Annotated in this window: 13 protein-coding genes; 8 read left to right on the plus strand and 5 right to left on the minus strand. The window is 43.2% G+C overall.

Translation table 11 applies throughout. The annotated features are described in order from the left end of the window. Positions 1-60: 60 nt before the first annotated feature. On the plus strand, positions 61-792 hold the full coding sequence (locus V7K35_RS02125; protein WP_335075976.1) for a DUF4352 domain-containing protein: 732 nt from the start codon (positions 61-63) through the stop codon (positions 790-792). Positions 793-883: 91 nt separating this feature from the next. Here the strand turns inward: V7K35_RS02125 and crtR are convergent, their stop codons facing one another. Beyond that, positions 884-1,774: a beta-carotene hydroxylase gene (crtR, locus tag V7K35_RS02130; RefSeq protein WP_335076195.1), complete on the minus strand. Its 891-nt coding sequence runs from the start codon at positions 1,772-1,774 to the stop codon at positions 884-886. A gap of 379 nt (positions 1,775-2,153) precedes the next feature. Here crtR and pyk point away from each other — a divergent pair, with 379 nt between their 5' ends. Next, entirely contained in the window at positions 2,154-3,923 is a 1,770-nt protein-coding gene (gene pyk, locus V7K35_RS02135; RefSeq protein ID WP_335075978.1) for a pyruvate kinase, read from the plus strand. Positions 3,924-3,973: 50 nt separating this feature from the next. Here the strand turns inward: pyk and V7K35_RS02140 are convergent, their stop codons facing one another. Next, positions 3,974-5,755 (minus strand): M61 family metallopeptidase, encoded by a 1,782-nt coding sequence (locus tag V7K35_RS02140; protein WP_335075980.1) that lies wholly within the window; start codon positions 5,753-5,755, stop codon positions 3,974-3,976. 83 nt (positions 5,756-5,838) lie between these two features. Next, on the minus strand, positions 5,839-7,437 hold the full coding sequence (locus tag V7K35_RS02145; RefSeq protein WP_335075982.1) for a cellulase family glycosylhydrolase: 1,599 nt from the start codon (positions 7,435-7,437) through the stop codon (positions 5,839-5,841). Between the two features lie 572 nt (positions 7,438-8,009). Between V7K35_RS02145 and V7K35_RS02150 the strand changes: the two genes are divergently transcribed. After that, entirely contained in the window at positions 8,010-8,804 is a 795-nt protein-coding gene (locus V7K35_RS02150) for a hypothetical protein (RefSeq protein ID WP_335075983.1), read from the plus strand. Between the two features lie 579 nt (positions 8,805-9,383). On the opposite strand, the gene V7K35_RS02155 is transcribed toward V7K35_RS02150, so the two are convergent. Continuing rightward, positions 9,384-10,178: a hypothetical protein gene (locus tag V7K35_RS02155; protein WP_335075985.1), complete on the minus strand. Its 795-nt coding sequence runs from the start codon at positions 10,176-10,178 to the stop codon at positions 9,384-9,386. A 321-nt stretch (positions 10,179-10,499) separates the two neighbouring features. Here V7K35_RS02155 and V7K35_RS02160 point away from each other — a divergent pair, with 321 nt between their 5' ends. The 5 genes from V7K35_RS02160 to bcsA all read left to right on the plus strand — a co-directional run bounded on the left by V7K35_RS02160 (position 10,500) and on the right by bcsA (position 21,083). After that, positions 10,500-12,152, plus strand: a complete 1,653-nt coding sequence (locus V7K35_RS02160; RefSeq protein WP_335075987.1) for a porin — start codon at positions 10,500-10,502, stop codon at positions 12,150-12,152. Continuing rightward, complete coding sequence (locus V7K35_RS02165) at positions 12,149-14,506, plus strand: tetratricopeptide repeat protein (RefSeq protein WP_335075988.1); 2,358 nt, start codon at positions 12,149-12,151, stop codon at positions 14,504-14,506. Before V7K35_RS02160 ends, V7K35_RS02165 begins: the two co-directional genes overlap by 4 nt. Positions 14,507-14,631: 125 nt before the next feature. Next, positions 14,632-15,891, plus strand: coding sequence for a glycosyl hydrolase family 8 (locus V7K35_RS02170; protein WP_335075990.1), 1,260 nt, complete (start codon positions 14,632-14,634; stop codon positions 15,889-15,891). A 182-nt stretch (positions 15,892-16,073) separates the two neighbouring features. Beyond that, positions 16,074-18,413 (plus strand): cellulose biosynthesis cyclic di-GMP-binding regulatory protein BcsB, encoded by a 2,340-nt coding sequence (locus V7K35_RS02175; protein ID WP_335075992.1) that lies wholly within the window; start codon positions 16,074-16,076, stop codon positions 18,411-18,413. A 57-nt stretch (positions 18,414-18,470) separates the two neighbouring features. Then, entirely contained in the window at positions 18,471-21,083 is a 2,613-nt protein-coding gene (gene bcsA / locus V7K35_RS02180; RefSeq protein WP_335075994.1) for a UDP-forming cellulose synthase catalytic subunit, read from the plus strand. Positions 21,084-21,426: 343 nt separating this feature from the next. On the opposite strand, the gene V7K35_RS02185 is transcribed toward bcsA, so the two are convergent. Further along, complete coding sequence (locus V7K35_RS02185) at positions 21,427-22,110, minus strand: Crp/Fnr family transcriptional regulator (protein WP_334792724.1); 684 nt, start codon at positions 22,108-22,110, stop codon at positions 21,427-21,429. Between the last annotated feature and the right edge of the window lie 223 nt (positions 22,111-22,333).

Raw genomic sequence — 22,333 nt, forward strand, 5'->3', positions numbered from 1 at the left:
TTTACTACAAAGAGTATCCAAAGTGGGAACCATAACATTAATAGAATTGAGGTAGATGTTATGGAAATCGTAAAATGGATGTTTTACATCTTCCTTGGTGGGATTGCCATTTATTTGATCTTTTCTCCTTTTATGCTGGTTATTGGGCTTTTCAAGCCGAGTGCCGTTCTTTCCAGCAAAGAACCACAGACTCGATCTCGAGTCCTGAATATCTATGGTATTTCAACTGTTATTCTCTTAGCTTTGATGGGTTTTAGTGCGTTCTCGTCTTTGCCGACTGAAAAGAGTGTTTACGCTGCAACAACTTATTCTGTACCTTCGATTGAAACAGCGTCTGTCTCTACACCTGTTGTTGGTGAAACAGCATCATACTCAGAACCTGATCTAACCGAGACATGGACTAACGTGAAAAGTGATCGGGCAGTTAAAGTTGTTGGTGTTCAAGCAATAAATCGGATTGTTCTGAACAATAAGTTTATGAAGCCTGTAGAAGCGAAAGGTGGTCAGCTAGTAATTGTTGGTATGAAGGTTAAAAATACAGGGGAAGAGTCTGGAGACATGATGTGGACAAAGTTCCAGCTTATTGACAGCCAAGGACGCAAATACAATGAAATTAATAGTTTTGAGGAGAGCATTAGCGTCAATGCGTGGCTCAAGGAAAATGATGTAGAGGAAGCTGGAAGCCAAATGTTTCCGGGTGAAACGATTAAGACTGCCAAGATATATCGTGTTGCTTCTGATGCGTCTGATTTTAAGTTAGTAGTCAACGGCAAGCTGATTAGCATTAGCTAGAGAATAGGGCTGACAACTATCTACCCCAGTGTTTCTATTATGAGGTACTGGGGTGTTATCTACCGTCGTTGACTATGTAATCCAAAATTATCTATTCTTTATGATGATGAAACCGAATTCCTAAAAAAATGTCATAAACAAACTCAAAAAAGTCTTTTTTTTGTAACAATCCTGAAGTTTGATAACATCCTTTTTTATCTAAAAGTGGCTTCATCACATAGTATGCAGGCTGGTAATTATACCAGGGAATAGAAGGCCACAAATGGTGAATTAAGTGGTAATTCTGTCCCATAATCAGTATATTCAGAATTGGGTTAGGATAAACGCGAGCATTTTTCCAGCGATCGCGCTCCGCAAAAGGACGATGGGGCAAATAGTCAAAAAATAATCCCAGTGCTATTCCCACTACGAAAGCTGGTATAAACCAAAAATTGAGAATATAACCCAAAAAGTGATATTGCACCGATATATAAACAATTACACCGACAATCAAGCGGCTGATAAACCATTCTAGTAGCTCATATTTACGCCACAGTCGCCGTTGAAAGAAAAACACCTCGTGGTACAAAAACCGCACCGCAATCAGCCATAGCGGGCCACCCGTAGAGACATAATGATCTGGGTCGTCCTTGGGATGGTTGACATGGCCATGATGCTGCAAATGCACCCGCGTAAACACTGGAAAAGCAAAAGCTAGCATCAATGCACTGCCATGCCCTAACATCGCATTCATTACCCGGTTGCGATGGGCAGATTGGTGACAAGCGTCGTGAATTACAGTCCCAGCACAATGCAAGGCAATAGTATTAACACAAAAGCACAACCAGTGCGGCCATTCCCAAAGCCAATAACCAAAGCCAGATAACACCAGCATTGCCACAGCTACGAAAAACAGCAGTAGCGTGCGATTAAAATCACCAGGAGGCGCTAAAAATTCCTTGGGTGGGATTGTCAGTGGCTTTTGTGCCTCCGATGCGATTATCTCTAACATTGACTCCTTCTTAACCAAACATTACAAATATACGATAAAGATGAGGGAAGAATAAATTTTTGTAAAGTTTTGTATAGCAAGATTTATCTACAGCTTTGCATATCAGCAGATGAATAACGCTATGATTTCAGACAAAGCCTAGTCTTTACTGACAAGTAGGGGATGAAAATTCGCAAGAAGTTGCTCGGATAAACTCCTTTGTCGGGAGGATGGATACAAGATTGATGTACTATATCTAGTCTATCCCACAACCCCCACTCTCCCATAAACCCTCTCTAACTGCTTATATTTATTGATATAGCAGTGACTGAAAAGGAGATGCCACTCAAGTTACGATGACTTCCCAGATAGCTCCCTAACTTCAGCCCCTATGCAATTAAGAGATTCTCTGCGCCGGACAAAAATTGTCGCTACTATTGGCCCCGCCACTAGCAGTCCTGAAATGCTCAAGGCGATTATTGAAGCGGGAGCCACGACACTGCGGCTAAACTTCTCCCACGGAACTCATGCCGACCATCAGCGTAGTATTCGCTTAATTCGGCAAACCGCCTTTGAACTAAATCAGCCAGTGGCTATTCTCCAAGACTTGCAGGGTCCAAAAATTCGCTTGGGGAAGTTTGACAACGGGTCTATAGTTGTGGCAAAAGGCGATCGCTTCACCTTAACAAATCGTCCGGTGGTCGGTACGCATGAAATTAGCTGTGTCACCTACGATTATTTAGCCGAAGAAGTCCCAGTTGGTGCAAAAATTCTCCTCGATGATGGACGAGTAGAAATGGTAGTGGAGGAGATTAACCGGGACAAAGGTGATTTGCATTGTCGGATCACCGTGCCTGGTAAACTTTCTAATAATAAAGGCGTAAACTTTCCCGGCGTTTACCTGTCAATTAAAGCAATGACCGACAAAGACCGAGAGGATCTGATGTTTGGTCTAGATCAGGGTGTAGATTGGGTGGCACTTTCTTTTGTCCGCAATCCACAGGACATGATCGAAATTAAAGAGCTAATTTCCAGTACAGGCAAGCAAGTGCCAGTGGTTGCCAAAATTGAAAAGCATGAAGCCATCGAACAAATGGAGGCGGTTCTGGCTTTGTGTGATGGCGTCATGGTTGCCAGAGGCGATTTGGGCGTGGAATTGCCAGCGGAAGATGTCCCTGTACTCCAAAAGCGGTTAATTGCTACAGCAAATCGCTTGGGGATTCCTATCATCACCGCCACCCAGATGTTAGACAGCATGGTGAGCAATCCCCGTCCCACTCGCGCGGAAGTGTCGGATGTGGCAAATGCGATTCTAGATGGCACAGATGCTGTAATGCTCTCTAATGAAACTGCTGTCGGCGACTATCCAGTAGAAGCCGTGGCGACGATGGCGCGGATTGCCGAGCGCATGGAGCAGGAGGAAGCGCAACACTTAAACTTACGTTCTTTGAGAGATGCCCGACGCTCTATTCCCAATGCGATTAGTCAAGCTGTCGGTCAAATTGCCGAACAACTAGGTGCAGCGGCAATCATGACGCTAACGCAAACTGGGGCAACAGCTCGCAATGTCTCTAAGTTCCGCCCCCAGACACCGATTTTGGCAGTGACACCCCATGTGAATGTGGCGCGGCAGCTACAGATGGTGTGGGGAGTAAAACCGCTATTGGTGCTAGGATTACCTTCCACTGGTCAGACATTTCAAGCTGCGATCAACGTGGCTCAGGAGCTTAAGTTACTGTCTGAGGGAGATTTAGTAGTAATGACCGCTGGCACACTCCAGGGAATTTCCGGCTCCACAGATTTGATTAAGGTTGAGGTGGTGACGGCAATACTAGGTCACGGAATTGGACTGGGACAAGGTTCAGTGAGTGGTCGTGCCCGGGTGGCTAATACTGGCATGGATGTTAGTAACTTTAATCCGGGAGACATATTAGTTGCACCCCGCACTAATGCCGATTTTGTCGAGGCAATTCGGAAAGCTGCCGGGATTATTACCGAAGATGAAAGTCTCACAAGTCACGCAGCAGTCATTGGCTTGCGTCTCGGTGTGCCAGTGATTGTCGGCGTGAAGCAGGCAGCGCAGGTGATTCGGGATGGAGCGATTATAACGCTGGATCTGCAACGGGGTTTGATTTATTCTGGGGCAGTGAGAACGCCTTAGCACTGGGGACTGGGGATTGGGAAAAAATTTTCCTAATCCCTAATCCTTGATCAAACAGTTGCGATCGCTACCCCAAGCCATCCAGCAAAGTTTTGCTGCTGTGTGGAGTCAGGATGCTCAACAGGTTTTACTTGATATCGAGTGGGATGTGGTGACGCGAGGGTGATGGAATAGGTACGCAGTTCGTCTTGGTGGAAAACTGCGACTTCAATTTTATCGTTTGGTTGGTAATCTTTCAGGCGATCGCTTAAACTATTCCCCGTGACCTTAATCCCATCAATTGCTAATAACTCATCACCTGCATCAATTCCCCCTATTTGTGCAGGTGAACCGGCCTCCACAAACTTAATGATCTCCCGCCCATTCTCTGTATTTATTCTCACACCCAAGTAAGGCTCTTCCTGCTGTTCAGCTACCAACTCCAAGCCAAATGGTTCTAAGTACTGATTCAAGGGCAAATCGTCAGTGCCATCAATGTAGCGTTTAAAGAAATCAGTCAAATCGATTCCTGCAACAGATTCTATAACTTCCTGCAACTGTTCTGGGGTATAGCCAATTTCAGCTTGCCCAAATTGCTGCCACATTTGCAGCATCACGTCATCGAGGGAGCGCTGATTATCGTGAGTAGAGCGAATCAGTAAATCCAGCAATAGGGATACCATTTCTCCTTTTAAATAGTAGGAAATTTGGGAATTACCGCTATTGGCATCCGGGCGATAGAGTTTTATCCAGGCATCAAAACTCGACTCAGAAACGGGTTGTACCTTGCGCCCTGGTGTCGTTTCATATCTAGTAATTTCCTTGCCTAAATTATTCAAATACGACTGAACATCAAAAATTCCTGCCCGCAAAGGAATTAACAAATCGTAGTAACTAGTAGTACCCTCACAAAACCACAATGATGGTGTGTAGTTTTCCTGGTCATAATCAAAAACCTCTAATGCTTTGGGGCGAATTCGCTTGACATTCCACAAGTGAAAGAACTCGTGTGCAACTAATTGGATAAAGCGATCGTACTTATCCTGAACGCGAAACCCAAAACGCTGGTAAATTAAGGAGCAAGAGTTTTTATGCTCTAAACCGCCAAAAGCCTGGCTAAATAAATGTAGTAGAAACACGTATCGTTCATAAGGCAAACCGCCGAACATCTGCGCTTCTACCTGAATAATTTTTTGAATATCAGCAATCATCTGCTGGGCTTGGAAATTTCCTTGCCCCCAGATTGCCAGTTCATGGGGTTTTCCCAAAACCTCAAAATTATACAATTGGTGGCGACCAATCTCAAAGGGAGTATCAACAAGAGTATCAAAATCGCCAGCCAAGAAAGTATTCGTTTCCTCACCAATTAGTGGCAAGGCAGTAGTTATCTGCCATTCCGGGCGTGGTGGTACGATGGTAACGCGAATGGGTTGGTTCTCCCAGCCCGTTATTCTAAAAAATAGTGCCGCACCGTTAAAATAACCGTGGGTAGCATCTAAGTGATTTGTCCGCACCGATAGCTCATTCCCAAAAATGCGGTAACGTACAGTTAATTCTGAAATAGCCTTTTTATCTACCTGCCAGTGATTTTTACTGATCTTCCGCCAAGGTAAAGGTTTACCCTCTGCAAAAGCCCCAAAATCCTGTAAATTCTTGGCGTATTCGCGGACTAAGTAGGAACCAGGTGTCCACACTGGTAGCTTTAAATCGAGAATCGGCGAGTGGTAATCCACAAGGCGTAAAGTCACCTCAAACAGATGGGTTTCTGGTTGAGACATTGCCACCAGGTAATGAATCGTTGGCCCAGTTTCCTGAACATAGATATTGGGACGAGTTGCTGTTGCTTCAGTCATCTTGTGTTCTGAGTTAATATTCAATAGTTAATGGGATTGGTGATTTCTCCTATCATGACAAATTCGCCTCTTAACTTTTAACTTCAAATTGAAACGGCGGCTATTTGCTGTGGTTGGTAGTCAGAACCAAGTTTGCTGGCACAAAACCCAGTATCCCGTACTTGATTTGGTTCAATTGTTTTTCCCCAGTCCAAAGGAGCCACTAGATACTGTATTGCTCTTTGCTGCTTAAAATCTGCGTTCCAAGAGTTATTAATCTTAGCCTGATTCATCTGAAACGCCAGTTGCCAGTTGTTAACCTTGATATTGCCCTGATTTGTAATTTTGAACTTGACACAAAATCCGGTTTCCCAGTTGGAATAGATGTCAGTAGTAACTTTTAGTTGACCAGGATCAGTAGGAGATGAAGAGACAGAAGGAGTAGGAGTTGGGGAAACAGGAGGATTACTCGGTTGGTCTGGCTGTTGAAGTTGTACAGATGGAAGCAATTGGGACAGTAATTGCTGCTTGGGTAGATCAACACTTTGCCAATCATCTAGTAAAATTCCGCCTGTATCATTACTATTAGGATTCCAACTCCAGTAAGTAAAGCTCAAGTTATTTTTTTGAATGTATTTCACAAACTCATTTTGCCAAATTCCTTCTTGGGAATTTAAATCTACTTTCCGTCCCCCAAACTCCCCAATCAAGATGGGAGCAATATTCTCACTAGCGATATAGTTAAATCCTATTTGCCAGCGATCAATTAGATTTTGAGGGAAGTTAGAGGCAGAGAAGTAAGGCTGATTGTATACCCCAGCGCCGTACTCATGAGGAGAATAGACTAGCTTATGAGAACGAGATAAACGCACTGGGTAGCGTTTCACACCTTCTAAATTTCCACCATGCCAATGCTGTGGCAGTTTTTGACCGGGGACATTCTTTTCCACTCCTTCAACGACAATCAGCCAATTAGGATTAACACTGAGAATCGCATTGCCTGCGCGTTCTGCTGCTAATCGCCAGTCAGTATTGATGTTGTTATCACCCCAGCTAGCTTGGCCGTGAGGTTCATTTTTTAAGTCTGCGCCAATAACGTTAGCTTGATTTTTGTATCTGATGGCTAACATTTTCCAAGTATCGATCCAGTCTGCTTCCGTAAAACCGTCTCCATACCACAATTCTGGAATTTGCTGGTCGTTAAGGCGGTGGTTGTCAAGCAGAATTAGCAATCCTTGACGTTCTGCTTCCTGAATAAGTAAGTCCATTATCTCCAAGGGGGTTTTACCTTGAAGTTCTTTGTTGCTGCCAATTCCAAAGTCAATGCCACTTACATTAAGCGATCGCAATCCTGCCACAGAATAAGGTAACCGAATGAGGTTATATCCCAAGCTTTTAATCTGCGCCAGCATTTCTTTATAATCTCGTTTCCATAAACCGTCAGGGGCGTGCGTATCAGTCTCCATGCCAAACCAGTTAACACCTCTGGGCAATACAACCTTGCCTTTCGCATCCACAATTGTTCTACCAATTGTTGAAAGTGGTAGCTCTATTGGCGTTGCAGCCATAGAAGCATCTAGCTGAATAGTAGCAGGTGCTTTAGTAAAAATAATTATCAGAAATACTATTAAACTTAGCAAAAATATCAGGAATTGCTTATGTAACCTCAATCTTCTTGGTTTATTTTTATGGATAACTTTCATACTATTACTTTTATTTAAGGACAATATCTAAGTCAAATTAACAGAAAAATATGTAATAGTTTGGACAAAAAAAGAATTTTTACACTATCTTTACGTAAAAAGTATTTGTGTAAATCTGATTTTTAGCTGACGATAAATGTTCCTAGTTTGATTAGAATGCATTTATTTTCCAGCTTTTTGTAGTACTTAATTAACCTTCCATACGTTTAACCATCCTAATAGTATTAGAGCAATATTTAGCTACTATTGTTTCTGTATCTGCAAAAATTGGATAGTGGAAATCAAAAACGCTAAAATCTTTAACTGGTAATACGGATAAATTTCTATCTATGTTTTGCATTTCCCTTTATACAATCTGCGGTAGTTACTTAATTTACAGAAAGTTTACGTAATTTACTGACTTCTTCATGAGTTGTCTATTGAAAACATCTCGGATCGAGAATAACTTAGATATTAAGGCAGTACAGATATTGACTGACCGTAAAAACTCTATATAAGTTAGATGTTATAAGCGGTAATTAAATCTTCTGCAATCTGTCCATAGCCTTTTATTTAACAAAAGTTTTCTAAATATGACACTTTCTGCACTGCAAAAATTCTTAGTACTACCTGCGATCGCTTCTCTAAGTGTATTTTCTTTAATGTCATTTCCCCTTGCTACACTAGGTGATAAGCAAATAGCCATCAAATTTCAGGAAGAACCTATTTTTGACGGGAAACTTAGAGATATTGCTATTCCTTACGTAGTTTTTGCAACTGTACTTAGTGTAGGATCTGGAATTTCAGCACTTGCTTTTTGTGGTTGGCGAAATTCTTCTTCCAAATCAGCAAAAATTCAGCAGGAATTATCTAATCTAGATTTGCACTTACAGCAAAAGGAAGCATTACTAAAAGAATGGCAAGTTTCCGAGCCTCGGTTGCAAGTTTCTGGATTGAGCGCTTTTTTAGATGACGAAATGCCTTTTGATCAAGCTTTCAGTTCAAAAAGCGCAATAACTGCATCTCAACCTATTGAAGCGCAAATGCCGATGCACATACAGCTGACAAATCCTGTGCCAGAGGTTGCAACTAAACAAAATACTACCACCATCACAAATGTTGCTGCTACTTCTGCGTTTACATCTGCCCAAACTTTCCTTGGCTATGCTCAAGAAAATCCGAACAGTGGCAAAGAAGTTGTTGCTGCTCGTGAAATAAATCAAACAGTAATCATGCCATCAGAATTTGAAGAGTTGCAAAAACAAATTAAAGAGATGATGTTACAGATGCAGGTAATGCAGGACAATTTACAACTAACGCCTCAAGCAACAAATACTGAAGTAGATTCTACAGCCAAATTTCAGATTTACTATAATACTGTTCTTTAAAATCTCCTGAAATCTGAAGATAAACAGGTTTAATATTCATTACATACATCTTTGCGTCATAGACAAATAAAACAAACAAGGGATTAGAGAAGCAGAGGAGAAAGTTTAAATCACTCAATAGCATAAAAGTATAGAGCAAGTGCCTTTAGGTATAAATTTCCTCTCTGTCTATTTTGTGAATCTTTCAAAATTGCCACAACTCTCTTAATGAGGACAAGCACTTTTATCTACAGACAATGCCCACTAAATTGGTGGTTATTGGGTAATTAATATCTGGATGCCAGCGCTCATATTGAGGCTGGTATTCTAGTTTTTATCTAACAAAAAGAGAGCGATGGAGGGTTACAGTACCCCGTCCTTAATCAAGTAGAAAGTAGAGTAGGGGTACATAGATAGGACTTACGCACACTCTACGAATTCTCGGCGCTCTTGGCACGGCAGTTGCTTCAAGTCGGCAGAGCCGCCCAACGCACTGCCTCGTCTTGGCGGTTCGATAAATTAAGCTTTTTGGTAATTTTTGCGTAAGTCCTAATAGATATAGACAGGATTATTTTATAGGTTTGATGCCCATCTTAATTCTCACCTGAGAAACTCTGAAGGAGTGACATAGGCATTCGTTTGCCTATTTTTAACTGATGGAAGTAGGGTAGTTTTAGAAGCTATGGATTGCGGTGGGATTTGGTATCGGCTTCCCCAACCACCATTCAAGTCTTCCGGTTGCGGACGAGGTGGTATTGTTTTTCCCATAGGTAGGGGTATTGTTAAAGTTTGGCTAACTTGTAAATATTTTTCACCTTCATTAGTAAAACGAATCAACTTGCTTTCAAGCTTTTCAAGCTGTTGATTTTCTGACTTTAACTTTTGAGAGTTTTGATTATCTGGCTGTTCCCACTGACTAGCAGGATCGTAAATAGCTACAAATGTAACGTCACCTTCTGGAAACAGTTGTATTTGTGCTGGATTTGCTTGCCAGACTTCTTGGAAACTACCATTGGGTGAAACTTGCCACAGATTCAGTGCAGCCTCCCATTGTCCCTGTTTCACTTCCACAATTTGACGAGCCAGAATTGAACGGTTAGTATTCGTATCTGAATTCAACAAAGCTTCTGCTTGTCCTGATACTGGACGCAAAAAACGCACAGCAACCACTGTAATCTTGCTAGACTCAGGCAGATTAGTACTACCAACGACGTTGTATATACCTTTACTTGATATAGGTTGTATATTTCCCATTTCCATCACCACCTTTTCTTGTGCTTTTTGAACACAGCCATAACTGGCAGCTAAAAGCATAAGGCAGATGGCTGGCTGGAGATTAGCAGTAGATAAAACTTTAAATCTGGGAAAAATAGTCTTTAAATCAAGGTTTTTCATGATAATAGGTATTTTCTTGGGTTTATTTCCCAATAAATCAGGTTTTTATCTATTATGCCCAATTTATTTTCATAAATAACAAGTTTTATCGATTTTTAATCGAATTAATCGAAAATTACAAAATTTATTCTATATAGTGGTTACTACTCATTTAATTTGCTAAAGTTGCGACATTCAATAACTTAAATATGTAGTTGTTACCCAACTAAGGTGATGAGGCAAACACTATTCGATTGTTATAAATTTACTTTTTCAAGTCAGTACTACAAGGTTTATCCACTGCTTTGCACTGTCGCCGTCTCGATTTGCTGGGTACTGGCAGTGAGCGAAAAGTCTTCAGCTCAGGTCAACCCATCTCAGCTACAGAGTAGCGACTACCAATTAGGCTTAACAGAACCACTATCAGTGCCTAAATTACCTGTCAAGAAGAGTCAATCGCAGTCAGGGTCGCAAACATTGACTCCTGCACCCGTAACGACTGGTGTCGCAGTTGCACCGATCGCCAATCCAGTGGACAAAGTTGTGCAACCCAAACCAGTCAACGATCTCCAACAACTGGAGAGTGTCTTCATCCAGCAGCAGGTAACTGGAAAAGCCCCGGCAGCAGCACATACTTCTGTTGCACCACGAGTGGCAGCAGGTGGGGACACTTCTGACCTTAATTTAGGATTGCAGGGACAGATAAACGAGTCTGAGCCAGCAATTAGCTCAGTTGTAACTCCATTGCCACCACTCGCCAACTCGTCTGCAACACAAGAATTCACCGCACCAGCAGCACCAACTTTTAATCAACTACTCAGTTCCCAAACAGCCCCCTTGCCGCCACTTCCCAACTTGCCTGCAACGCAAGAATTCACTGCACCAACAGCACCAACTTTTAATCAACAATTACTCAATCCACAGACAACACCATCAGTCCCTAGTCCAACTCCCACACCAAATACAGCAGTATCAGTAACTACTCAACAACGCCGCCAACTCAGTAGCAGTAGTTTAAGGGAACCCTCTTTACAATTCCAAGGAGTTTATATCACCCAAGGCAGCGACACCTCAGCCCGGGCGAGAGTCACGGGAGTCTACCCACTTTCTCCCCAAGCTTTGGTTGGGGCAACCCTGGACTTAACCAGCCAAGGCAGCAGCTTGGATGACTCCCGAAATGAGGGTTTGAACATCAACGAGCTTTATTTAGCGACTTCATTAGCAGGAGTACCTAATCTGCGGTTAGTGATCGGTCAACTAGATTTAACGTCTTATTTTGATAACAACAGTTTTGCTAAAGATGGGGCCAGTCAATTCTTTAATCCGGTGTTTCAAACCAACCCAGCACTGGCGGCGACAGGGATTAGTTCACGCACTGGTTTGTTAGCCGATTGGAGTGTCACCGACAATATTGAAGCCAAAGCAGCAGTATTTTCATCAGCAAACAAAATCGGTGAATTTTCTTTAGATGGATTTGCTGGAGAAATCGGCATCCGTTATGGCAATGCGATTATTCGTGGCACTTATGCCAGCGATCGCGACGCTGGTGTTCGTGATAGTTTCCTCGAAAGCTTTAGCATTCCCAGAGGTAACAATCAATTTGGCCCTGAAGCAAACGATCGCGAAGAAGCATATGGTGTCAACGCCGAAGTCTTTATTCCCAATCTGAAATTAGGTTTGTTTGGGCGCTATGGTCGCTACGAAAACCGCACTTTAGGAGAGGGTGCAAATACTTACGTTTTGGGAGCTAGTTTTTTGGATCTGTTTACCCCAGATGACAAACTAGGAATAGCTTATGGACTTCCTCTCTCTAATGATCGCCTGCGTCGTGGAGACCGTCCAGATGTATTAGAAATGTTCTATGATTTTAAATTTATTTCCAATTTCCGGCTAGGCTTTTCAGTTCAGGCACGTGATGATTTCTCCGAAACAGTCTTCGGGATCAGGGTGAAATCAGATTTTGATGTCACTCCCAGAGGGAGAATTGCTCAATGAGTCAAAACAATATAGATAAAAGGCAAAAGGCAAAAGCTAAAAAAATTAAATATCGTTCTCTTTTTATTTGTTCATTTTTCCTTTTTACTTACTTATTAACTGTGCCGCCTTTGGGCAGCATTGCCCCTGCTCAAGCACAGAACTTATCAGCATCGGCACAAAAAGGTTTTGCATTATTAAAAAAAGGCTGGATTAATGATGCGATCGCAGCCTTCCAGCAAGCCCTCAAAAGTCAACCGCAATCTTCGCCTGTTAGGTTAGGACTAGCGATCGCTTATCGCAAGGCCGGACGTATTCCTGAAGCTTGGAGTGCTTATCAACAAGTACTGGCCGTAGACCCCAACAACCAACTAGCTTTAAAGACAGTTGGTCTACTAGCTACTTATCGTTCTGAGTGGAACTTAAAAGGAATTGAGGCTCTAACAACTTTATTAGAGTTAAATCCTAATGACTCAGAAGGTCGTGGTTACCGTGCTCTACTCTACTCATATCAAGGACGATTAACCGAGTCCCTGGCAGACTACGAAATCGCGCTGAACAACAACCCCACACCAGAGGCAGTCGTTGGTGCGGCTCAAACTTATAGTTACAGTGGGGATTTTCCGAAAGCACTGGAGTTATTTAACCGCTATCGCTCCACTGGCAAAGCCATTACAGGGTATGCAGCAGTAGCCTACGGTCGCAGCTTACGAGAAACAGGCAATCCTGGAGGGGCAGTACAAGTGTTAGAAGCGCAGTTACAGCGCTCCAATAAACTTGACTCAATGGGGATTGAAACTCGTAAAGAACTGGCTGTAGCATACCTTGTCAATCAACAACAAGCCCAAGCGTTGGCAGTCTTAGATGTATTACAGGGAAGACCAGATGCGATTTTGCCCTTAGCGCGATCGCTCAATGAAATTCGCAAGTACACGAATAATCCCACCCTCACCCAGCAAGTTTTTAATCTCTATCGTCAAGCCCTCCAAACCGATCCCAACCCTTCCCCCAAACTACTGCGCGAAGTCGCTGATGTCTTTAGTGGGTTTCCTGAAGGACGACAAACAGCGCTGCAATTATATCAACGGGTGGCGTCAGAATTTCCCAACGATCAAAGTTTGTTAGTCCAGCAATTAGCTTTGGAAAATCAATTAGGTTTACTCGGTAAAAATGACTTGAGACAGCGTTTAGCGACTGTAATGCAATCATTGCCGAGCGATCGCGTACAGTTGCAACAGCTAGCTAATGCCTTAGTGAACATTGATCTTCCCGATCCGGAATTTTTACCTGTGTACCAAAATCTTTTACAAATGGGGGTTAACGTACCGTTTTTGAATTTCCGGGTGGCACAAATGTATGTGCAGCGCCAAGACTTGAATGGCGCAAGGCTTGCCTTGGCAGCTTACACAGCTACCAAGGCAGGTGCTAAAGACCTCGCACCCCAGTTGTTAGCAGCAGAAATTGAGCGTCGTGAGGGTAGTCTGGAAGCTAGTGCCCAGCGTTACCAAGCTGTGCTTGCTAGCAAGCCAAATAGTAGCGATATTATTAATGCTGCTTTGGGCGGACTGGCTGGAGTGCGACTGCAACAAAAGCGTTTTGATGAGGCTGTGACAGTTTATGACCAATTGATAGCTCGGAATCCTCAAAATTTGTCGATTCAACTAGGGCGTGCTAGTATCGCCTATCAAGCCAAGCGAATCTCCCAACCAGAAGCAGAGGCAGTTCTCAACAATTGGTTAGCTACACAACCTGCAACCAATACTCCTCCAGAACTATACAGTTTGTTAGAAGCGTTGCCTGCTGATCCACAAAGAGAAGCTTTATATAGTTACCTACTAGAAACTGACCCTACTTCTATACCACTACAACTGCGCTTGTTACAAGTGATAGCAAAACGTAATCCAGCCCAAGCACAAGCACGGATGAAGCAGTTGATTGCTCGCATTCCCAACACTCCAAACTCATCCCAGTTGCAGGCAGAGTTGGCTCGATCTGTAGGTGATTTGAATTTGGCTAGCAGTACCTATCAGAATATTTTGGCGCAGCAACCAGATAACATTGATGCTCTAGCGGCTTTGGGCGGAATTCGCTTTGAACAGCGCCGCTTTGAATCGGCACAAGAGATTTATGCTCAAGTGTTGGCACAAAAACCGGAAGACAAAGACGCACGCCGCGCCCTGGCTGGATTGAATGCGATTTTAGATCAGCCTTTGACAGCACTAGCACAGCTAGAACGATTGCAACTAGAAACAGCCGCCGAAGGAGGAACCGATAGTGATGCATCCCGGCAAATACAGCAAATCCAAACAGACTTTTTGCTCCGACGAGGATTTCAACCCCCTTGGCAAGACTATCAACGTCGAAACAGGAATTAGCGATCGCTTAAATTTCTTCATGAAAGTTAATTTTGAACAACTACAAGGGAACAATAAGGGCAGGAAAATGGTACTCTCACACTCTCCCCATCGGCTAATATTTTACAAATCAAACTGTTCTTAGGATGTGGCACTTCCCAAGAGTGGCAGCTATTGCCAGCCTGATTGGTTTATCTGCCTGTGTCTCTAGTTACTGGGCAGCAAAACCCAAAACACCGGATGATCGAACTCCGGTAGCAAATGTCCCTACTGAAGGTAGTAGTCAAAATCTCACTGGATTGTTAGCTGATCTTCCTGAATCCACCCCCAACCGGGAATTACTAGCTCAAAGCTGGGATAACTACCGCCAAAGATTTATTCAGTCAGACGGACGGGTGATTGATTACGAAGCAAGCGATCGCTCAACTAGTGAAGGTCAAGCCTATGCTTTACTACGAGCAGTACTTATTAATGATCCGGCAACTTTTGCCCGGACTTTAAACTGGTCAGAAAATAACCTCCAGCGCCAAGCGGGTGGTAAAGGCACAGATAGTTTGTGGGCTTGGAAATGGGGACGAAAGAAAGATGGTAACTGGGGTATCATCGACACCAACTTTGCCAGTGATGGAGATATAGATGCGATTACTGCCCTAATTTTGGCATCACGGCGTTGGCATCGACCCGAATACTTGGAACTGGCAAAACTTAAACTGCAAGATTTATGGAACCTGTCCACCATCTCAGAACCACAAGGTAAGCGCTACCTGTTACCAGGGCCTGTGGCTGCATTTGTCCCGAATGCATCTACTTTTTACCTGAATCCCTCTTATTTTGCTCCTTATGCTTTTCGCATCTTTGCACAAGTTGATCCCCAACATGATTGGTTGAGTTTGGTAGACAGCAGCTATCAAGTGCTAGAAAATTCAGCAAAGCTTTCTAGCGTGGGTTTGCCCAGTGACTGGGTAGCTCTAAATACCAAAACAGGACAATGCCAAATCCTCCCAGCATCTAGTACTTTGAAGAGTTTGTATGGCTTTGATGCCTATCGAGTCTGGTGGCGTTTGTCGTTGGATGCTGCCTGGTTCAACTCACCCCAAGCGCAACGCTATCTAGTGACATCCACTCAGCACCTGCAAAAACTGTGGAGTAAACAATCGAGTCTACCAGCACGCATTGATCTCCAAGGGAAAGCATTAGTGGATTACGAAGCTACATCCCAATACGCCATGTTGTATGCCGCCATGCAGTTGGTGGAACCAGGAATAGCTCAAGAACTGCTTGTGAAAAAAATACTGCCTGAATACAAGCAGGGAATTTGGGGAGACCAATCGGCTTATTATACCCAGAATTTGGCTTGGTTAGGATTGCTACCTCCAAAGACAATTCCCCAGCGACTGCTTAAATGACATTCCCTGACACTCAGTTAGAGCACAGGCTTCCCAAATACCCTTTACTCCCAGCAGACTGACTCTGGTTGATTTCGTTTAAAAAATCCGATGGGATGATTTTTAAGTTCTAAAAGCAACTAATTAGTTGTGCTTTGTACGTAAATATTTTGAGTAAATTGACACTAAAATCACGCTCTACCATGAAGCAGTTGTTTCATCTTTCCCAAATTAGTAAAAAAGCAATTATTGTTACTTCGTGCTTTTTTTTGTTTCCTAGTTCATTATTCAGCGCTCAAGCTCAAACCAAAGGCGATCTGCAACAGCAAGTAACTTTATTAGCTCAAGCAACGACATCAGAAAATAGTAGTAAAGCAGACTTAAAAGCTCCTAGTGCCAAGAACCTGGCAACTTACATCCTAGAATTTAATCGTAGTCCGATTGTGGGCAACCGGATGCGCTTGCGCGGGGTCTACTCAGAAGGTCGTCTTGCCTTTACTCGTCCTCGTGGCTGGAAACTAGATCGGGGTAAGGTACAAGCTTTAATCCGTTTTCAACACTCACCAGCACTGTATGCCAATCGCTCCAACCTGACCGTGGTAGTCAATGGCACCAGTGTCGGTAGCGTACCACTCAACCGCAAAGAGTCCCAAGTAGGTCAAGTACTGTTTAATATCCCACCAAAGCTGGTTCAAGACTATAACGAACTTATATTGGTGGCACAGCAGAATAACACCCTCGAATGTAGCGACCCTAGTAGCCCCGACTTGTGGACAGAGATTCTGCCAGATTCCAAATTAATCTTAAACTATGAACGGCAGCCGACTCCTCTGAATTTCAGCCGCTATCCTTATCCTTTCTTTGACGAACTCGGCTTAGAAACTAACCAAATTGCTTACTTGCAACCGAGTCAAGTTAATCAATACTGGTTGACAGCAGCAGCTCGCTTACAAGCGGCATTGGGGAGAATCGCAGATTTTCGCCCGATTCAGACGAGCTTGGTGTCTGATGTTGCAAGTGTGAAGGCAAACGATCGCTTGGTAATCATTGGTACTCCAAATGAGCAACCATCTCTAAATACTTGGAAAAATTTGCCCCTGAAAATCATCAGTAATCAAATTATTGATCGTGATAATAACCCTGTACCAGATGAAACAGGGGTGTTAATGATCACTAAAACTGAAAAGAGCGGGGTTCCAGTTTTAATTGCCACTGGCAACAGCACAAAAGCTGTAGAAAAGGCAACCCAATTTTTATCACAGCCAGACTTGCGGAAAATAGGCACTGGTCAGGTAGTTTTCGTCAATACCCTTAAAGAAGGTTTGACACCAGGACTCCGCCAGTGGCCTCGTTATTTACCAGAGCAAAATTCTTTTAAACTGGGCGACATCAAAACCCAGGTAAATGGTGAGCCGTTTAGTGATGTCACTGTACGGGGAATGGGAGCACCGCCAATTGAAGTTGATTTTCGCGCTTTACCAGATGATCGGTTTGTTCGGGGTAGTTCCATGAATCTGGTGTACAGCTACGGGCCGCAGGTTAATCCTAGAACTTCTGCGATCGAAGTTTTACTGGATGGAGTTTTCATTGGTGGGGCCCGTCTTGATTCTGAGTCGGGAGAAACTCACAAAAACCTCAAAGTGAATTTGCCGGAAAACTTGGTCAAACCTAACTCGAAACTGCAAGTTTTTTTCCGGATGAATCCTAGAGAACCGTTTGACAAACAGAACTGTCTTCAGCCACCAGATCAACAACTTACAGGGACGGTGCATTCTGATACTAGCTTCGACCTGAAACGGGAAATCTCTACACAACTACCAGACTTGAACCTACTGAAATTCGGTTTTCCCTTTGCTGCACCACAGGATTTGTCCCAGACGGCGATTGTAGTACCACAAATCCCCTCGAAGACAGATGTTTTAACCTTGTTAGCCTTTAGCGAACGCTTAGGAAGGCTCAGTCAAGCAGATGCCGTTAAACTAGAAGTTTACACGCCGGATGCTTTGCCGACAAAAGTCCGCAAAAATGACCATTTGGTAGGAATTGGAACGCGAGAAGAGTTTCCTTTTCCTGAAGTGTTTAATTCCAGTGGCTTTAACTTGAGTCAGGCATTTTCCCGCTCTTCTGCCTATGCTGTGGTTCAGACCCCACAGGACACACAAGGCATGATTAAGCAAATTATCTCTCCTTGGAACAGCGATCGCGTCGTTCTGGCTTTAACATCTCAAACTGAAACTGGTTTAGAGCGAGTGCGACAAGTCCTCAATCAAGATCCGTGGTTCTTCCAACTCAAAAAGGATACGGTGCTAATTAGTAGTGATCAAAAAGACCCAGTTTCCTACGATGCTGATGCCTATCAACTACAGTTTTTCCAAAGCGCCCCGAACACTCGTCGTTGGGAAAATACCAGTCTTCTCAGTAAGGCATCACGCTTTTTACAAGAAAATTGGCTATTGCTACCTGTAGGCATTTTGAGTGTCTCTCTAATTCTTTACGGCATTGTTCAGTTGTATCTCAAGCGGCTAACTGTTGACAAAAAGTAGACACTTTCGGTTACGTATCGCCAATTTTAAATTTAAATTTCAAAATTTAGATCCAAAATGTCTTCTTCCCCAGATACATCGCCTCGGAAATCACGCGATCGCCAGCGCTTCAAATTGAGCAGTTGGCTGATTGATATTACCCCCCGATTTTTTGACCGCACTCTCCAAAGGGTGGGTGTGAAACACTTTAAATGGTTTATCCTGCTGCTATTGTTGCTTTCGGTGCCACTGATTGTTACCCCAATAGAAGTTTGGCAACAGGGATTGGTAGCAGTGTTTCTTGTGCTACTTGGTCAACTGGTCATACACGCAGAGTTTCAAGAGGACTCTTCAGAAATCAGCCAGTATTATCACCTGTTTCTACTGTGGCTGAGTATGGTAACAACGCTGCGTTATTTATACTACCGCACAAGCTATACCCTCAACTTTGATGGTTGGCTCAACAGCATTGCTTGCCTATTTTTGTTCGCTGCTGAACTTTATGCCATCCTTACCTTAGTACTAGCGTACTTTCAAACCCTGAAAATTCAAGAACGCCAACCAGTTAATCTCACAACCATTCCTGTTGAGGAATGGTACAAAGTTGATATCTACATTCCCACTTACAACGAAGACGTGGAGATTGTTCGTAAGACTGCCGTGGCAGCCTTGGCCTGTGATTATGCTCCTGATAAAAAACAGGTTTATGTCCTTGATGATGGTCGTCCAGAAAAGTATAAAGAGAACGACCCACGTCGAGAACAGTTTAGCGCCAGACGGGAACAGCTACGGCAAATGTGCCAAGAACTCGGCTGTATACACATGACGCGGGACAATAACGACCATGCTAAGGCGGGTAATATTAATACTGCCTTTTATAAAACTGGCGGCGATTTAGTGTTGATTTTGGACTGCGACCACATCCCATCACGGCAAATTCTCCTGCATACAATGGGTTTTTTCTTCGATCCCAAAGTATCTTTTGTCCAAACTCCCCACTGGTTTTATAACCCCGACCCCTTCGAGCGTAATTTGGTTACCAAAGGTAGAATACCCGCAGGTAATGAACTGTTTTATAAGGTGCTGCAAAAGGGTAACGATTTTTGGAATGCCGCCTTTTTCTGCGGTTCCGCAGCATTAATCCGCAAATCCCACGCTTTAGAAGTTGGGGGAATTGCGGTGGAAACAGTGACGGAAGATTGCCACACTGCCTTGCGATTGCATTCGCTGGGTTACAAATCTGTCTACTACGACAAAATTATGGTGGCTGGTTTAGCACCAGAAACGTTTTCTTCTTATGTAGGGCAACAAGTGCGTTGGGCAAGGGGGATGGCGCAGATTCTGCGATTGGAAAATCCCGTTTTTAATCCGAAGCTGAACCTGACAGTTGCCCAGAGGATTTGTTATTTCAGTGCAACTTCACACTTTTTGTATGGCTATCCCCGTCTAATATATGCGATCGCTCCCCCACTATTTTTATTATTTGGCATTAACTCTGTCCAAGGTTTGGGTTTAGAAACTCTAGCCTACGCCCTACCTCATATTCTTCTCTCGCTTTTTACTAACTACATCATTTACAAAAACGTCAGGTTCTCGTTCTGGAACGAAATTTTTGAATTTGCAATGGCTTTCCAGGCTGGGTGGGTGACCATGTTAGCACTGTTTAATCCCAAGCTGGGTTCATTTAACGTTACCGACAAAGGAACGTCTATAACCAAACGCACCTTTGATTGGGAATCGATGCGTGGTCTTTTAGTGGTAACAGGACTTGTTGTCTCTTCCTTGCTGGCTGTTCCCTATTGGCTGCTGCTACGTCCTGAAGATTGGCAAGCAGTCTTAGTTAACACCATGTGGTCTATTTTTAACCTGGTTTTACTGATAGCTGCTTTGTTGGTTGGCTTTGAACAACCGCAAGTACGTTCTGCCCACCGTTTACAGCGTCGTCTCCCCATCTTAATTACCAGTAACAGTCAAACAATCATGGGCAAAACGGTGAATATCTCGGAAACTGGGGCATTAATTTCCTTGGAAACCTGGCCCAATTTACTGGATGAAGTGGAAGTTGAGGTGATGGGAGATTATACTGCTACGGCTTCTTTAACGGCGCAAATTGTCCGAGTCTCCCCTATTAATGATACAGAAACGCTTTTAGCTGTTGATTTTGTAAAGCTCAACAACGCCCAACGCGATGCTTTAACTCTAGTTTTGTATTCTGATGTGCAGGAATGGTATTCTCAAAAGGGTCAGTATGTAGACCGACCCATAGCTTCCCTTGGATTCCTCGCTACGAGTCTGACTCGGGCCTTGCGTGACATCAAACAAACTAGCCGTAAAAAGGTACGCAAGCAGGTAAATAGCAATAGCCAACTGTACTGGGATGGTAACTTCTTTTTTGGAGTAGCCACAGAACTAGGAACAACAGGTTTGCGTTTGGAAATAGAAGATAAAAAAGCCGTGTCTTCTCACAAAATGCTAGGACAACAGGATTTGCACACGATGCGAACTGTTAAACCATTGGTTGGTTTACTGTTGAATGAGGATAGGAATAATGTCTCATCTAACCGATTCGTTGCGGAAATTTATGTAGTAGAAGAAGAGGTGGATGGCAAGATTGCGATCGAGTTAATTTTTCCAGAAAAATTCAAAGAACGCCAAGACACCAAAATTAAACAACTGTTGCAGGTTCTGTAGCAGAAGTATTTGACTAAATTTTGATTAGCGCAAGCTCCATTTCAGTCCAGATGTTGCTTGCGCTTGAGAGTGTTTTAAACAGAACTAGCCCTTTCAAGGTCATCCGTGAGAGGTCAAAATAAAGCACATTTTGTCAATCAGTTAAAATACCCAAAATCGTCTTATTCAAATCTTATTGAAAATGATAATCGTGCAGGGCTAAGGGTTGTACTTGACTACGAATTTTAGATAAAAGATTTTTTGGTTCATGCCCCGCCCCGGAACTTTGTCCGGCGGCGCTAACGTGGGCGGAACAAATCAAAAATTCTCAATTTAAAATTTGGCTTGCCCCATACCATAGCAATCACACTTTGCCAGCCAAGTTCATCAACTGTTTGAAGTTCAGAAGATAAGTGGTGTTGTTGGCACTGTCAATGTTAATCCACCCTTTTTCATGCAGCTTTTCCATGATTTTGGTGGTTTCTTCAACACCTATTTCTGTCACCTCTGCTAAATCTTTAAAGGGAATGTTAAAAATTTCTCTTCCTGAGTCTGATTCCTGACCATAGTTTTCGCCTAAAGTCACTAGGGTATGGGCGAGTTTGACTGCTGGTGGTGAAGACCGCATTTGTAAGCGCAGGTTAATTTGCCGCAATCGCCGCACCATCAGTTGCAACATGCGGTGATGTAACTGCGGGTCTTTAAACAATATTTGAATAAAACGCTCTCTAGAGATACTAAGCAACTTCACGGGTGAAAGGGCAATGACATCGGTTGAGCGTGGAGATTCATCCAAAATTGCCATTTCTCCAAAAAAATCGCCACGGCCAAAAATTGCCAGAGCTACTGAATCTTCCCCGACCGTACGCCGGACTTTCACCCAACCAGAAACGACGAAGTAAACGGCGTTACCCCAGGCATCTTCCATCACAACAGCTCGCCCAGATGGGTATTCATGTTCAATTGCAACGTTGAGCAGCCATTCCAAAGTCTGTGGATTGGCTGTACTCATTAAGGGGAAAAGTTCACTAAAAACCTCAGTTAGCATGAAATATTTGCAAAAAATGGATTCAAGAGTGGGAAACTAACTTTGCTACTATAAGTTTGTTTAAACCGTAATCTTACTCAGAATATGATCGCAAAATTTGTATTTATTTGAGATGAACCTGTAAGGTTGATCGGTCTAAGGTTCCATTACAACATAACAATTATCTATGTGATCGAAATCAGCAGTTTTACTGACAGATTTATGATTTGATGTTTGTTGATGG

This window comes from Nostoc sp., from assembly GCF_036917275.1.
Taxonomy (GTDB): Bacteria; Cyanobacteriota; Cyanobacteriia; order Cyanobacteriales; family Nostocaceae; genus Nostoc.